Raw genomic sequence first — 15,152 nt, forward strand, 5'->3', positions numbered from 1 at the left:
TGAGGTCACGATGAACCTGCACTTCGAAGAACTGACCGGCAGCAACGGCGCCCGCGTCGGCATCGCCAGCCTTGACGCTGAAAAGTCCCTCAACGCGCTCTCCCTGCCGATGATCCTGGCCCTGACTGATCGCTTGGAGGCCTGGGCCAAAGACCCGAACATCGTCTGCGTGCTGCTGCGTGGCAACGGGCCCAAGGCGTTTTGCGCCGGCGGCGAAGTGCGCAGCCTGGCCCAGGCCTGCCGCGAGCAGCCGGGGGAAGTGCCCGCCCTGGCCGCACAGTTTTTTGCCGCAGAATATCGCCTCGACTACCGCTTGCACACTTACCCTAAACCGCTGATCTGCTGGGGCCACGGTTACGTGCTGGGCGGTGGCATGGGCCTGCTGCAAAGCGCGGCCATACGGATTGTCACGCCGAGCAGCCGCCTGGCCATGCCCGAGATCAGCATCGGCCTGTACCCGGATGTGGGCGCCAGTTGGTTCCTGTCGCGCCTGCCGGGCAAGCTGGGGTTGTTCCTTGGCCTTACCGGCGCGCACATCAATGGCCGTGACGCGCTGGACCTGGGCCTGGCCGACCGCTTTCTGCGCGATGACCAACAGGACGAGTTGATCGAAGGCCTGCTGCAACTGAATTGGCAGGAACAGACCGCGATGCAACTCAACAGCCTGCTCAAGGCCCTGGCCCAGGAAGCCGTCGGCCAGCAACCAGAAGCCCAATGGCTGCCGCGTCGGGCGCAGATCGACGCGTGGCTGGACGTCGGCGATGTACGCAGTGCCTGGCGCGCCTTGAGCCCGCTGCGCGACCACGCCGACCCGCTGTTCAACCGCGCCGGCAAGACATTGAGCGAAGGCTGCCCGCTGACTGCACACCTGGTGTGGGAACAGATCCAGCGTGCCCGTCATCTGTCCTTGGCCGAGGTGTTCCAGATGGAATACACCTTGAGCCTGAACTGCTGCCGCCACCCGGAATTCAGTGAAGGGGTACGTGCGCGATTGATCCACAAGGACCAGACACCCCATTGGCATTGGCCGGATATCAATACCATCCCGGACGCCGTGGTGCAGGCGCATTTCACCAAGGCGTGGGAAGGCCGGCATCCACTGGCGGACTTATCCGATTACTGACGCTTTGCGCCCATAAAAAAACGGCGCCTCATGCGCGAATGCCAAGATAGAACGAGCAAACAATAAGCCTGTGGCGAGCAGGCTTGTTGTGGTGAATGGGCTCGTTGTGGCGAGCGGGCTCGTTGTGGTGAATGGGCTTGTTGTGGCGAGCGGGCTTGCCCCGCGTTGGGCTGCGCAGCAGCCCCAAAACCTGGCGATTTAATAGGCCGGGATAAACGCGGTGGCCTCATTGGGGCCGCTTCGCAGCCCAACGCGGGGCAAGCCCGCTCGCCACAGTTATGGTATGGGCCTGTCAACGGTGACCGCCGCGGCCACCTCCACGGTCATGATCGCCACCGCGTCCATGCCCGCCATTGTTCCAACGATCACCCCAGCCCTGGTTCGGGTAAGGCCGGTAACCCGCCCTTGGTCCTGACGGGTAATAACGAGGCGCTGGCTGGTAATAACGTGGCGCCGAGTAATAACGCGGTGCCGGCGCGTAGTAGCGAGGCGACGGATAATAGTCGCGCCGGTACACAGGGCCGCCGCCGTAGTAATAAACCGGCGCCGGCGAGGTGTAGACCTCGGAACGGTAGTAGCTTTGGCCTCCATCGTAGTAAGGCACACAAGCGGAAAGGGTCAGACCGAGTAAAGCGCTGATCAGCAGTCGTCGATACATGGCGGCCTCCTGGACCGCGAAAGAGCACCTCCAGCGACGCTGGGGGGCGGCATTCAGCTTTCACTGAATGACGAAACATCTGACATCAAAAACCGAATCTGGTGCGTTTTGGTTACAAGTTGATACATCAATGCCAAATGCGGCCACACCCCTTCAGACACGTTGCGGCATAGCGCTTACCGCTCACCCAGATTTATCGATTCAGTAATTTTTTCTGGCCCGAAACTTTCCCGATTGCGATGATGTCACTATGACATTGCACAGGCCAGGGAGGCTCTAACGTGCATCTTTCGCCACTTTCGCCGGATCCGAGCCATGAAAATTTCAACCAAACTGCTGCTGTCATTTCTACTCTGTGCACTGGTCACCCTCGGGGTCGGGCTGCTGGGTATCAAAAGCGTGGTCCGCCTCGCCAATGCATTGGAACTGACGTTCTCCAATAACCTGGTGTCCGTCAGCAGCACCTCCGCTACCCTCAATGGCCTGGTGGCCCACAACCGCGGTTTGTACCGTTTGATGGATGCGAGCCAAGGCGACGTCTCCCAACAAGACCGCGACCGTGTGCGCCAGGACATCACCAACGAACTCAAACGCAGCCAGAGCGCCTACGCCACCTACCGCGCCACGCCCCTGGAAGACGACGAACGGGCGGCCGGCGACAAGCTCGACCAGATCTGGCCAACCTACACCAGCAGCTCCGAACACATTATGTCGATGCTCGACAGTGGCCAGATCGAGCAGGCCCGCGCACAGCTCAACAGCACCAACAATGAATTGTTCCGCCAGGCGCGCGATTTGATCCGCGTGATGGTCGATTCCAATAACCGCCAGATCAAGGAAGGCGCTGCCGCCGCCGACGAGCTGCGCGACAGCGCGTTGACCTGGATGATCAGTGGCATTGTCCTGGCCTTCATCATTGCGATCATCACCGGTGTGCTGATCACGCGCCTGATCACCCGTCCTATCGCACAAGCGGTTGAGAACGCACAGCGCATCGCCAAGGGTGACCTGACCCAAGCCATCACGACCGACCGCACCGACGAAGCGGGGCAATTGCTGATGGCTTTATCCGATATGCAAGGCGGCCTGAAAAGTACGCTGACGGAAATCGCCAACGCCTCCGACCAGCTCGCTTCGGCAGCCGAAGAGCTGAGCGCGGTCACCGATGAAAGCACCCGTGGCCTGACCCGCCAGAATGACGAAATCCAACAAGCTGCCACCGCTGTCAACCAGATGACCGCAGCGGTCGACGAAGTGGCGAGCAACGCCGTATCGACCTCGGAAGCGTCGCGCCAGGCCACCACCGAAGCCGAGGACGGCCGCCAGCAAGTCGAGCAGGCCGTGTCCGGCATGAGCGCGATGGTGGTGGAGATCAACGATTCGACCCAATCGGTCGCCGACCTCGCCGGCCAGGTGCGCGAAATCGGCAAGGTGATTGATGTGATCCGCAGTATTGCCGACCAGACCAACCTGCTGGCCCTCAATGCCGCCATCGAAGCCGCCCGTGCCGGTGAGCAAGGTCGCGGTTTTGCGGTGGTGGCCGATGAAGTGCGGGCGCTGGCCCATCGCACCCAGACCTCCACGGTGGACATCGAGAAAATGATCGGTGAAGTCCAGGCAGGCGCCGATGGCGCCGTGGCCGCCATGAACAAGAGCCTGAGCTGGGCCAACAACACCCAGACCCTGGCGCAAAATGCCGGCCAGGCGCTGGAGCGCATCACTGCCAGCGTGGCCAGTATCAACGAGCGCAACCTGGTGATCGCCTCAGCGTCCGAGGAACAGGCCCAGGTGGCCCGTGAAGTGGATCGCAACCTGCTCAACATTCAGGACCTGTCGACCCAGACCGCCGCCGGTGCCAACCAGACCAACGCCTCCAGCCAGGACCTGTCGCGGCTGGCCACCTCGTTCAATATGCTGGTCAGCAAATTCCAGCTGTAAGCGCCTCATAGCAGTGCGCCGGCGCACCCGCGTGGCGCACACCCCCCGCTTCTACGCCCTCCTCTCCCGCCCGCCCGGCTGAACAGCCGGGCATCGAAGCCACTTGGCACGACTCTCGCTTTATCTCTTGCGTGCAGGATTGATACAGGTTCGCGGCACCACAATTTGCAATGGCCGACTAGGGTTCCGGCTCGCGAAAAGCGAGTGGCTGGTCCGAGAGTTGGCGACCTCCAGTTGAGGTTACACGGCGGGATAAAAGCCCGGGAGACAAGCCACCGTTCACGGTGCCGCGTTGCTCCTGCTCGCCCTTGATCAACTGGAGAAGCCCCAATGCCCTCGATCCGTTTACCCGCCCTGCTCGCCGCCGCCTTCGCCGCCGTGCTGAGCTTCCAGACCCAAGCCGCTGCCAAAGACCACTTCAGCGTGTGCTGGACGATCTATGCCGGCTGGATGCCATGGGAGTATGCCGGCAGCCAAGGCATCCTCGACAAGTGGGCCAAGAAGTACGGCATCACCATCGACATGGTGCAACTCAATGACTATGTCGAATCGATCAACCAGTACACCGCCGGCCAGTTCGACGGCTGCACCATGACCAACATGGACGCCCTGACCATCCCCGCCGCCGGTGGCGTAGACAGCACCGCGCTGGTGATCAGCGACTTTTCCAATGGTAACGACGGCGTGGTGATCAAGGGCACCGGCAAGACCGTGGCCGACCTCAAGGGCATGAACGTCAACCTGGTGGAACTTTCGGTATCTCACTACCTGCTGGCCCGCGCACTGGAGTCGGCGGACCTCAGCGAAAAAGACCTGAAAGTGGTCAACACCTCCGACGCCGATATTGCCGCCGCCTTCAACACCGACCAGGTCCAGGCCGTCACCACCTGGAACCCGATGCTCTCGCAGATCAAGGCCAAGCCTGGCGTGAGCCAAGTGTTCGACTCCAGCAAAGTGCCCGGCGAAATCATGGACATGATGGTGGTCAACACCCAGGTCCTCAAGGACAACCCCAAGCTGGGCAAAGCACTGACCGGCGCCTGGTTTGAAGTGGTCGCCCTGATGAATGCCAAGGGCGCCGCCAGCACCGAAGCCCTGGAACATATGGCCAAGGCTTCCGGCACCGACCTTGCGGGCTTCCAGTCGCAACTGGACACCACCAAGTTGTTCGCCACGCCCAAGGAAGCCCTGGCCTTCGCCACCAGTCCACAGTTGCCCGCCACCATGGGCAAAGTCGCCGAGTTCTCGTTCAAACACGGCTTGCTGGGTGAAGGCGCCAAGGACGCCAGCGCCGTGGGCATGCGCTTCGCCAACGGCGTGACCAGCGGTGACAAAGCCAACCTCAAGCTGCAATTCGACCCCAGCTACGTGCAGATGGCCGCCGACGGCAAGCTGTAAGAGGACCTGGCCATGCGCCTGATCAACCGTGTTCCGGAGCGCTCCAGCCGCCTGCTGTTGGTCGCGCTGCCGTTCGCCCTGCTGCTGTTCGCCTACTTCGTGGGCTCGGCCGAGCGCCTGGCGGAAAACCCCAACGACAAGCTGCTGCCCGGTGCCGGGCAAATGATTGACGCAGTCAAGCGCCTGGCGTTCAACGCCGACGCCCGTACCGGTGAGTACGTGCTCTGGCAGGACAGCGCATCGAGCCTGCGCCGCCTGGCGATCGGCCTGGGCATCAGCGCCCTCGCCGGCCTGTGCCTGGGGATTGCCGCCGGCACGTTGCCGCTGTTTGGCGCGCCGTTGTCACCGTTGCTGACCGTGCTGTCGATGGTACCGCCGCTGGCGATCCTGCCGATTCTGTTCATCGTGTTCGGGCTGGGGGAATTGTCCAAAGTGATGCTGATCGTCATCGGCGTCACCCCCTGCCTGGCCCGTGACCTGGAACAGCGCGCGCGGGAAATACCGGTGGAACTGCTGGTCAAGGCACAAACCCTCGGCGCCTCCACCTGGACCCTGATGCTGCGCGTGGTGTTGCCGCAATTGCTGCCACGCCTGCTGATCTCACTGCGACTGATGCTCGGCTCGGCGTGGCTGTTTTTGATCGCCGCTGAAGCCATCGCCTCCACGGACGGCTTGGGCTACCGGATCTTCCTGGTACGTCGCTACCTGGCGATGGACGTGATCCTGCCTTACGTGGTGTGGATCACCCTGCTCGCCTGGTTGATGGATTGGGGCCTCAAGGCCCTGACCCGGCATGCGTTCCCTTGGTACGAAGGAGCGCGCGCATGAGCTTTATCAGCGTCAACAATGTGTGGCAGCGCTACGGTGATCAAGTGGTGCTGGAAGGCTTGAACCTGCAGGTCGCCGAGGGCGAGTTCTGCACGCTGGTCGGCACTTCGGGCTGCGGCAAGTCGACGTTCCTGCGCCTGCTGCTGGGCCAGGAAACCGCGAGCAAGGGCCAGATCCTGCTGGATGGCCAACCGCTCGCCGCCGAGCCGGATGCCAGCCGTGGCGTGGTGTTCCAGCGCTACTCGGTGTTCCCGCACTTGACCGTGCTGGATAACGTCGCCCTCGGCCTGGAGCTGCCGCGTTCTCCCTTGCTGGGCCGGTTATTCGGTAAAGCCAAGAAGGACGCCCGCGAACAGGCTGCCGCGCTGTTGCAGAAGGTCGGCCTCGGCCACGCCCTGGACAAATACCCGGCGCAGCTCTCCGGCGGCATGCAACAACGCCTGGCCATCGCCCAGGCCCTGATCATGAAGCCCCGCGTATTGCTGCTGGATGAACCCTTCGGCGCCCTCGACCCGGGCATTCGCAAAGACATGCACCAGCTGCTGCTGGAACTGTGGCGCGAAACCCGGCTGACGGTGTTCATGGTCACCCATGACCTGAGCGAAGGCTTCAGCCTCGGCACGCGCCTGCTGGTGTTCGACAAGGTGCGCGTCGAACCCCACGCCCCCGGCGCCTATGGCGCGCGCATCACCTACGACATCCCTTTGAACAGCGAACGCCGCAAGGCGCTCGCCGCCGAACTTGGAGCCACTTCCAAATGACCGATTCCACCTTACTGTTCCCACCCTTCGCCGAAGAAATACTGCCTGGCGGCGGCCACCGTTCGTTCGTGCTCAAGCGCGGCCAACTGCTGCGCCTTACCGATCTGCGCGGCGGCGCCAACGTCAGCCTGACCCTGCTCAACGCCAACGAAAAAACCGAGCGCCTGAACCTGCCCGACAGCCTCAAATGCCAACACACCGCCAAGCTCACCACCGGCCACTGCCTGTACTCGGACATGGGCCGCGTGCTGGCCGCGATCACCGCCGACACCTGCGGCTGGAGCGACAGCATCGGCGGCGTGCTGTGCGCCGCCGAAGTCGCCGAGAAGTACGGCCAGGGCCGTTATCAGGAACTGCGCAACGGCTTCTTCCGCAACGGCACCGACAACCTGTTGGTGGAGTTGGGCAAATGGGGGCTGGGCCTGTCCGACCTGCTGATGACCCTCAACCTGTTCAGCAAAGTCACCGTGGACAGCGACGGTGGCCTGCACTTTGTGCCGGGCAATTCCAAGGCCGGCGACTACATCGAACTCTACGCGCCGATGGACACCCTGGTGGTGCTCACCGCGCTGCAACACCCGATGGACCCCAACCCGCAATACGCCCCGCAACCGCTGAAACTCAGCTGGATGAACGCCGACAAAAGTGTCGCCGAACACTGCCGCACTTCGCGCCCGGAAAACGAGCGTGGCTTTATCAACACCGACCGCCTGTTCGCCTGAGGAACTGTCATGTCTATCGCAATGAAACAACCTGATGCGGCGGTGTACCGCGCAACCATTCCCGCCGGCGAGCCGTGGCTGATGGAGGTCAAGGCCGGGCAGACCCTGCGCATCCTCGATCTTGAGGGCAACCAGGCGGTCGACACCTTGTTCTACAGCGTGAAAAACCCGCGTGAACGCTACGACGTACAGCGCACCTTGCGTCGGCAGAACAGCGTGTACCTGGGCACCGGCAGCGTGCTGTATTCCAACCTCGGCCAACCGATGCTGACCATCGTCGAGGACACCTGCGGGCGCCACGACACCCTCGGCGGCGCCTGCGCCCAAGAGAGCAACACCGTGCGCTACGCCCTGGAAAAACGCTACATGCACAGTTGCCGCGACAACTACCTGCGCGCCTGCGCCCACGATGGTCGCTTGGGCAAACGCGACATCGGGCCGAACATCAATTTCTTCATGAATGTGCCGGTGACGGCCGACGGCGGGCTGACCTTTGAAGACGGGATTTCCGCGCCCGGCAAGTACGTCGACCTGCGTGCGCAGATGGATGTGATCGTGCTGATTTCCAACTGCCCGCAGTTGAACAACCCGTGCAACGCCTACAACCCGACCCCGGCGGAGCTGTTGGTATGGAACTGAAACTCAAGCGCCTGCGTAAATGGTTGTTTGCCCTGTGCCAATCCCGAGCCGGGCAATGCCTGCAAAAACGCTAGAGATCCAATGTGGGAGGGAACCCTAATGCACTGTAGGAGCGAGGGGGACGCCTAGTTCTTGCTCGCGAAGAACTCACAGGCACTGCATTTATCCAGAATGCACGCGTTACCGTTGACGTTTTTCGCGAGCAAGAACTAGGCGTCCCCCTCGCTCCTACAGGCATTGGGCTTGCCCCCGATAGCGGTGGCCCCCTCCCACACTAACCACACACTGCGGACGACCGCAGTGCTCCCTCACTTTGCGGGACGGCCCGCAGGGTTTTGCCATGTTCGAAAAACTGTTGATCGCCAACCGTGGCGCCATCGCCTGCCGCATCCTGCGCACCTTGCGCGAGTTGCAAGTCAAAGGCATCGCCGTGTACGCCGAAGCCGATGCGGCGAGCCTGCATATCCAGCAAGCCGACGAGGCCTACAGCCTCGGTGAAGGCGCCGCAGCCGCAACTTACCTGGCGGTGGAAAAAATCCTCGCCACAGCGAAGGCCTGCGGCGCCACGGCGATTCATCCCGGCTACGGCTTTCTTTCCGAAAACGCAGCCTTCGCCGAGGCCTGTGAACAGGCAGGCATCGCCTTTGTCGGGCCCACGCCTGAACAGCTGCGGGTGTTCGGTCTCAAACACACCGCTCGTGCCCTGGCCAGGCAACATCAGATCCCTTTGCTGGAAGGCACCGAGTTGCTCGACAGCCTTGAAGCCGCCTTGCTGGCCGCTGACACCGTGGGCTACCCGGTGATGCTCAAAAGCACGGCCGGCGGTGGCGGCATCGGCATGCGCGTATGCCGCAGTGCGCTGGAGTTGGGCGAGTCGTTCGAGGCGGTCAAGCGCTTGGGGCAGAACAATTTCAGCGACGCGGGCGTGTTTATCGAGAAGTACATCGAGCACGCGCGCCACCTGGAAGTGCAGGTGTTCGGCGACGGCGCGGGTGAAGTGATCGCCCTCGGCGTGCGCGACTGCTCGGTGCAACGGCGCAACCAGAAGGTCCTCGAAGAAACCCCGGCGCCAAACCTGCCCGACGGCATGGCAGAGGCCCTGTGCACAGCCGCCATCACCCTGGCCAAAGCCGTGAATTACCGCAGCGCCGGCACCGTGGAATTTATCTATGACAGTGCTGACGGGCGCTTCTACTTCCTCGAAGTGAACACGCGCTTGCAGGTGGAACACGGCGTCACCGAACAGGTGTGGGGCGTGGACCTGGTGCGCTGGATGGTGCAACTGGCGGCGGGTGAAATGCCGCCGTTGCAGACGCTGGTCTTGCAACCCCAAGGCCATGCGATCCAGGCGCGCCTGTATGCCGAAGACCCAGGGCGGGATTTCCAGCCGAGCCCCGGCTTGCTGACCTGTGTGGATTTCCCGGTGGCCGAGGGCTTGCGGATCGACACCTGGGTGGAGGCCGGTTGTGAGATCCCGCCTTACTTCGACCCGATGATCGCCAAGCTCATCACCTGGGCGCCCACCCGCGAACAGGCGCGCCTGGATCTGCATCAGGCACTGAGCGATAGCCAGCTCTACGGCGTGGAAACCAACCGCGATTACCTGCGCCAGATCCTGCTCGCCGCGCCCTTCGCCAATGGCCAGCCGTGGACCCGTTGCCTGGAGGATCTGGTCTACGTGGCCAACACGGTTGAAGTCATCAGTGCAGGCACGCAAACCAGTGTGCAGGACTATCCCGGCCGCCTCGGCTACTGGGCCGTGGGCGTGCCGCCGTCGGGGCCGATGGACAGCCGCGCGCTGCGCCTGGGCAATCGCCTGCTGGGCAACGCCGAGGGGGCCGCGGCGCTGGAAATCACCATGAGCGGGCCGATATTGCGCTTCAATTGCGTGGCGGTTGTTGCGGTGACGGGAGCGCAAATCCCGCTGTTGTTGAATGATCGAGCAGTGCCAATGAACACCGCGCTGTTGATTGAGGCCGGATCGGTCCTGAGCCTGGGCACCCTCGCCGGCGCCGGTGCGCGCAGTTACCTGTGCCTGCGTGGTGGGCTGCAAGTGCCAGACTACCTGGGCAGCAAAAGCACCTTTACCCTCGGCCAGTTCGGCGGGCATGGTGGGCGCGCTTTACGGGCGGGCGATGTGTTGCATCTGTTGCCGTTGGAAGACCTGAACGCCGGGCAACAACAGGTCGCGCAAGCGCTGCCCGAGGTCCGCACGCTGCGGGTGATCTATGGCCCCCACGGCGCGCCGGAATACTTCCTGCCAGCGTACATCGACACCTTCTTCGCCACGCAGTGGGAAGTGCATTTCAACTCCAGCCGCACCGGTGTTCGGCTGATCGGGCCAAAGCCTCTTTGGGCACGTACGGATGGCGGCGAAGCGGGGCTGCATCCCTCAAACATCCATGACAACCCCTATGCCATCGGCGCGGTAGACTTCACCGGAGACATGCCGGTGATCCTGGGGCCGGATGGGCCGAGCCTGGGCGGTTTTGTGTGCCCGGTAACGGTGATCGAGGCGGACCTCTGGCAGCTCGGCCAGCTCAAGGCTGGGGACAAGATTCGTTTTGAACCGGTGGACCTCAAGACCGCCCGCGACCTTGCCCTGAAATGGGATCAAACGTGGGAGCCGGGCTTGCCCGCGATGCAGGCGACTCAGTCTCACCGTGCGATTGAATCACCGGTGGTATTGGACATCGGCCAAGCCGACACCCGCCTGGTCGCCCGCCTCGCCGGCGACACCCACCTGCTCCTGGAAATCGGCGCGCCCGAGCTGGACCTGGTGCTGCGCTTTCGCGGTCATGCCCTGATGCAAGCCTTGGAAGCCCGCGCACTGGCGGGTGTGATCGACCTGACCCCGGGCATCCGCTCGTTGCAGATCCACTACCAGCCGGAACAACTGCCCCTGGCCGACCTGCTGACACTGATCGGCCGCGAATGGACCGCGGTGTGCACCCGGCAAAACCTGCAAGTGCCGTCGCGCATCGTCCACCTGCCGCTGTCCTGGGACGACCCGGCGTGCCAGCTGGCCATCGACAAATACATGACCACTGTGCGCAAGGACGCGCCCTGGTGCCCGAGCAACCTGGAGTTCATCCGCCGCATCAACGACCTGGCCAACCTCGACGAGGTGCGCCACACCGTGTTCGATGCCAGCTACCTGGTGATGGGCCTGGGCGACGTCTACCTCGGCGCGCCGGTGGCTACGCCGCTGGACCCGCGCCACCGGCTGGTGACCACCAAGTACAACCCGGCCCGCACCTGGACCGCCGAAAATTCGGTGGGCATCGGCGGCGCGTATTTGTGCGTGTACGGCATGGAAGGCCCCGGCGGTTATCAGTTTGTCGGGCGCACGTTGCAGATGTGGAACCGTTATCGCGAAGTGGCGGCGTTTGACGGCAAACCCTGGCTGCTGCGCTTCTTCGATCAAATTCGGTTCTATCCCGTGAGCGCGGATGAGCTGGTGCGGATTCGCCGGGATTTCCCCCTGGGACGCTTCGAGCTGAGCATCGAACAAAGCACGCTGAACCTGGCGGATTACCAAGCGTTTCTCGCACGGGAAGCCGCCAGCATCGACGCGTTTCGTGAGCACCAGCAGCGCGCCTTCAATGCCGAACGCGAACGCTGGATTGCCAGCGGCCAGGCGCATTTCGACAGCGAGGAGCTCGCGGCGCCAGCGGCACAAGACTCGCCGCTCAAGACCAATGAACACAGCATCGACAGCCCTATCGCCGGCAATCTCTGGCAGGTGCAGGTGAGCGTGGGCGCGCGGGTGGCGGCCGGTGATGTGTTGGTGATTCTGGAGTCGATGAAAATGGAGATCCCGGTGCTGGCGCCCTTTGCCGGAGCGGTGCGGGAAATCCCGGTGCAACCGGGCAGCGGCATTGGCGCCGGGCAACGGGTCGTGGTGCTGGAACGGGACTGACCGGCGCTGTATCGTGCAGGGACTTCCGAGACCCTGCCCCCACCGACCATGACCACGCCAACCCTTTGCCCCGCCTGTGGTGCCCGCAACGATTGCACCCTGGCCGACCCACGCACCGCCGACCAGCCTTGCTGGTGCTACAGCGTCACCATCGACCCGGCGGTGCTTGAAGCGCTGCCCGATGACGTGCGCAACCAGGCCTGCCTGTGCCCGCGCTGCGCTCAGGTGGATGAGCAGCTTCGCCATGCGCGTTGACCGTTTCCTCAGCAACCTGCCGCATTTCAATCGTCAGCAAGTGCGCGTGTTACTGGTCGAGCGGCGGGTGACGGTAGATGGCGTGGCAGTCAGTGACCCTCACCATGAAGTGCGCGAATTCAGCCGAGTGTGTGTTGACGATGAGGTGCTGCAGGCAGGCAAACCGGCGCGCTATTTCATGCTGCACAAACCCCAGGGCTGCGTCAGCGCCACCTCGGACCCGCAACACCCGACGGTCCTCGACTTGCTGGATGAACCGGACAAAAGCGAGCTGCATATCGCCGGTCGTCTGGATTTCAACACCACCGGCCTGATGCTGATCACCAACGACGGCCAGTGGTCGCGGCGCCTGACGCAACCGCAGACCAAACTGCCCAAGGTCTATCGGGTAGAGACGGAGCAGGCCATCGGCCCCGAATACGCGGCAACCTTTGCGGCAGGCGTGTATTTCGCGTTTGAAGACCTGACGACTCAACCGGCCGAGCTGGAGCTGTTGGGGCCACGCCTGGCACGATTGAGCATCATCGAAGGCCGCTACCACCAGGTGAAGCGCATGTTCGGGCACTTCAACAACAAAGTGGTCGGCCTGCACCGTGAGCGAATGGGCCCATTGGTACTGGATGCAGCCCTGGCGCCAGGCGAGTATCGGACGCTGTCCGAGGAAGAAATCCGACAGGTCTGACGACCGTTCGGCCGGTGATGGCAAAAACCCATTTGTGTGACTTGCGGCATCCCCGGTCTACTGCTTGAATCAAATCGTCAGCCAAATTATGACTGACGAGTCGCCTATAACCTCCAAGAAACACCTTGCCCCGCCCGCGCTTGATCTACGGGCCTCCCAGGCAAACAGCCCGCCATAACAACACCCGTCGGCCAGCCGTCATCGGATCGACATGGGCCCTCATCTTCCAGGCGTATGCCTACCTGTCACAAAGCTCGTGCAGAGTGATCTGTGCGCCCTACCCGCTTGCCAGGAGTCTTACGACATGAGGCCAGAAATCGCTGTGTTGGATATACAGGGTCAGTATCGGGTTTACACGGAGTTCTATCGCGCGGATGCTGCTGAAAAGACCATCATCCTGGTCAACGGCTCGATGGCCACCACGGCATCCTTCGCCCAAACCGTGAAAAGCCTGTACCCGCAGTTCAATGTGGTTTTGTACGACCAGCCCTACGCCGGCCGTTCCAAAATCCATAACCGTCATGAGCAGATGCTGACGAAGGAAGTTGAAGGCCAGATCCTCCTGGAACTCATCGACCACTTCGCCGCCGAACACGTGCTGTCGTTTTCCTGGGGCGGAGCCGCCACCCTGGTCGCCCTCGCCGCCCGCCCGCGCCACGTGGAAAAGGCCGTGATCAGCTCGTTCTCGCCGGTGATCAACGCACCGATGCGCGACTACCTCGAGCGTGGCGTCGACTACCTCGGCAGCCTCGACCGCGACCGCGTGGGTCACCTGGTCAACAGCACCATCGGTAAACACCTGCCGTCGCTGTTCAAGCGTTTCAACTACAAGCATGTCAGCAGCCTGGCCGAGCACGAATATGGGCAGATGCACTTTCACATCAGCCAGGTGCTGCACAGCGATCGCCTGTGCTACCTCAAGGCCGCGCGGCAAATCGACGTACCGGTGTTGTTCCTGAACGGCGAATGGGACGAATACACCAGCGCCGAGGATGCCACGCAGTTCGGCCAATACGTGGCCAAGAGCAGCTTCAGCACCATCCAGGCCACCGGGCACTTCCTGGACATGGAGCACAAGGCGGCGTGCCGGGACACTCGGGAGGCGGTTGTGGGCTTCCTGAAACCTGAGCGCAAGGTCGGCCGATTGCGTTATCACCAAGGCCAGACGCAGCATGCCTTTGCTCTCTGAAATACCGTGCAGGAGCGAGGGGGACGCCTAGTTCTTGCTCGCGAAGATCGCCAACGATGACGTGCGCTCCCTGGTTGAACGCGGCGCTCTTGAGTTCTTCGCGAGCAAGCTCGCTCCTACATCGGCTCCGTTCGTCGCCAGGGCAAGTGCCTGCAACTTGCACATTTTTCGAAGAAAAACTTCAAATCCATGCGCACATCTGGTACAAAGTCAGCCGCTCTGAGCGGGTGTCGTATAATGGCATTACTCCAGCTTCCCAAGCTGATAACGAGGGTTCGATTCCCTTCACCCGCTCCACTCAGACATAGATTCCACGCCAGCAGGGTTTTGGCGGGGAATGCATAAAAAAACCGGTCCTTGGTGGCCGGTTTTTTTATGGGTGGGATTTGAGATTCAAAAAATAAAGCGCGCACAAACCTGTACAAATTATTTTTCTTGTACAAGTATCATGCTTCGAGCGGCGGCACTTCGCCCCGCACCTTCGAAGAGCCAGGCCATGACACGTCTACTGTTTTCACTGTTGCTGATAGTGAGCTTGGCCAGTTGCACCAACGTTGAGGTCGACCACTACGCCGACCAGCAACCGAAACTGGATCTGGAGCGTTTCTTCAGTAAACCCGTGAAAGCCTGGGGCATCTTCCAGAAGCGTTCCGGGGAAGTGGCCAAGCGCTTTGAGGTGAATATTGCCAGCCGGCACGAGGGCAACGCGTTGATTCTGGATGAGCGCTTCCTGTACAGCGATGGCACTCGCCAGCAACGGGTGTGGACGCTGACGCCGGACAGCCCAGGGCGCTGGCGCGGACGAGCTGGGGATGTGGTGGGCGAGGCCATCGGCGAAGTAGCGGGTAATGCGCTGCGTTGGCGCTACCGGCTCAATCTGCCGGTGGATGGCTCGGTGTATGAAGTCAGCTTTGACGATTGGATGTACCTGATGGACGAGGACACCTTGATCAACCGCTCGAGCATGTCCAAGTTCGGTGTCGAGTGGGGCCAGGTCACGTTGTTCTTTCGTCGCCAATGAACCCCGAGCGAGGGTA

General features: G+C 62.2%; 13 protein-coding genes, 1 tRNA gene and 1 riboswitch. Of the genes, 13 read left to right on the forward strand and 1 reads right to left on the reverse strand.

Translation table 11 applies throughout. The features are described from left to right. The first annotated feature begins 10 nt into the window (after positions 1-10). A complete protein-coding gene (locus QU606_RS08890) occupies positions 11-1,123 on the forward strand; it encodes an enoyl-CoA hydratase/isomerase family protein (RefSeq protein ID WP_304998310.1) in 1,113 nt (370 codons plus the stop codon). Positions 1,124-1,415: 292 nt separating this feature from the next. Here QU606_RS08890 and QU606_RS08895 read toward each other — a convergent pair whose 3' ends face one another. Continuing rightward, positions 1,416-1,781 (reverse strand): hypothetical protein, encoded by a 366-nt coding sequence (locus tag QU606_RS08895; RefSeq protein ID WP_024073977.1) that lies wholly within the window; start codon positions 1,779-1,781, stop codon positions 1,416-1,418. 315 nt (positions 1,782-2,096) lie between these two features. Here QU606_RS08895 and QU606_RS08900 point away from each other — a divergent pair, with 315 nt between their 5' ends. The 12 genes from QU606_RS08900 (at position 2,097) to QU606_RS08955 (ending at position 15,136) form a co-directional block, all read left to right on the forward strand. Beyond that, positions 2,097-3,719, forward strand: a complete 1,623-nt coding sequence (locus QU606_RS08900; protein WP_193690277.1) for a methyl-accepting chemotaxis protein — start codon at positions 2,097-2,099, stop codon at positions 3,717-3,719. Between the two features lie 167 nt (positions 3,720-3,886). Continuing rightward, positions 3,887-3,988, forward strand: a riboswitch (guanidine-I (ykkC/yxkD leader). Positions 3,989-4,049: 61 nt separating this feature from the next. Next, positions 4,050-5,117 (forward strand): putative urea ABC transporter substrate-binding protein, encoded by a 1,068-nt coding sequence (locus tag QU606_RS08905; protein ID WP_069075470.1) that lies wholly within the window; start codon positions 4,050-4,052, stop codon positions 5,115-5,117. A 12-nt stretch (positions 5,118-5,129) separates the two neighbouring features. Next, complete coding sequence (locus tag QU606_RS08910) at positions 5,130-5,945, forward strand: ABC transporter permease (protein ID WP_168232334.1); 816 nt, start codon at positions 5,130-5,132, stop codon at positions 5,943-5,945. After that, a complete protein-coding gene (locus QU606_RS08915; RefSeq protein ID WP_304998311.1) occupies positions 5,942-6,706 on the forward strand; it encodes an ABC transporter ATP-binding protein in 765 nt (254 codons plus the stop codon). Before QU606_RS08910 ends, QU606_RS08915 begins: the two co-directional genes overlap by 4 nt. Continuing rightward, positions 6,703-7,428, forward strand: a complete 726-nt coding sequence (locus QU606_RS08920; protein ID WP_304998312.1) for an urea amidolyase associated protein UAAP1 — start codon at positions 6,703-6,705, stop codon at positions 7,426-7,428. The genes QU606_RS08915 and QU606_RS08920 overlap by 4 nt, the downstream gene beginning before the upstream one ends. A gap of 9 nt (positions 7,429-7,437) precedes the next feature. Next, on the forward strand, positions 7,438-8,067 hold the full coding sequence (locus tag QU606_RS08925; protein WP_024073971.1) for an urea amidolyase associated protein UAAP2: 630 nt from the start codon (positions 7,438-7,440) through the stop codon (positions 8,065-8,067). A gap of 340 nt (positions 8,068-8,407) precedes the next feature. Further along, entirely contained in the window at positions 8,408-11,989 is a 3,582-nt protein-coding gene (uca, locus tag QU606_RS08930) for an urea carboxylase (protein WP_304998313.1), read from the forward strand. Between the two features lie 48 nt (positions 11,990-12,037). Continuing rightward, positions 12,038-12,244, forward strand: coding sequence for a cysteine-rich CWC family protein (locus tag QU606_RS08935; protein ID WP_024073968.1), 207 nt, complete (start codon positions 12,038-12,040; stop codon positions 12,242-12,244). Continuing rightward, complete coding sequence (locus QU606_RS08940; RefSeq protein ID WP_304998314.1) at positions 12,234-12,926, forward strand: pseudouridine synthase; 693 nt, start codon at positions 12,234-12,236, stop codon at positions 12,924-12,926. Before QU606_RS08935 ends, QU606_RS08940 begins: the two co-directional genes overlap by 11 nt. Before the next feature lie 304 nt (positions 12,927-13,230). Then, entirely contained in the window at positions 13,231-14,115 is an 885-nt protein-coding gene (locus QU606_RS08945; RefSeq protein WP_069075476.1) for an alpha/beta fold hydrolase, read from the forward strand. A gap of 223 nt (positions 14,116-14,338) precedes the next feature. Then, positions 14,339-14,412, forward strand: a tRNA-Gly gene (locus QU606_RS08950). Between the two features lie 199 nt (positions 14,413-14,611). Then, complete coding sequence (locus QU606_RS08955) at positions 14,612-15,136, forward strand: DUF3833 domain-containing protein (RefSeq protein WP_304998315.1); 525 nt, start codon at positions 14,612-14,614, stop codon at positions 15,134-15,136. The last annotated feature ends 16 nt before the right edge of the window (positions 15,137-15,152 follow it).

Source organism: Pseudomonas sp. OVF7 (assembly GCF_030644265.1).
In the GTDB taxonomy this organism is placed as follows: Bacteria; Pseudomonadota; Gammaproteobacteria; order Pseudomonadales; family Pseudomonadaceae; genus Aquipseudomonas; species Aquipseudomonas gorinensis.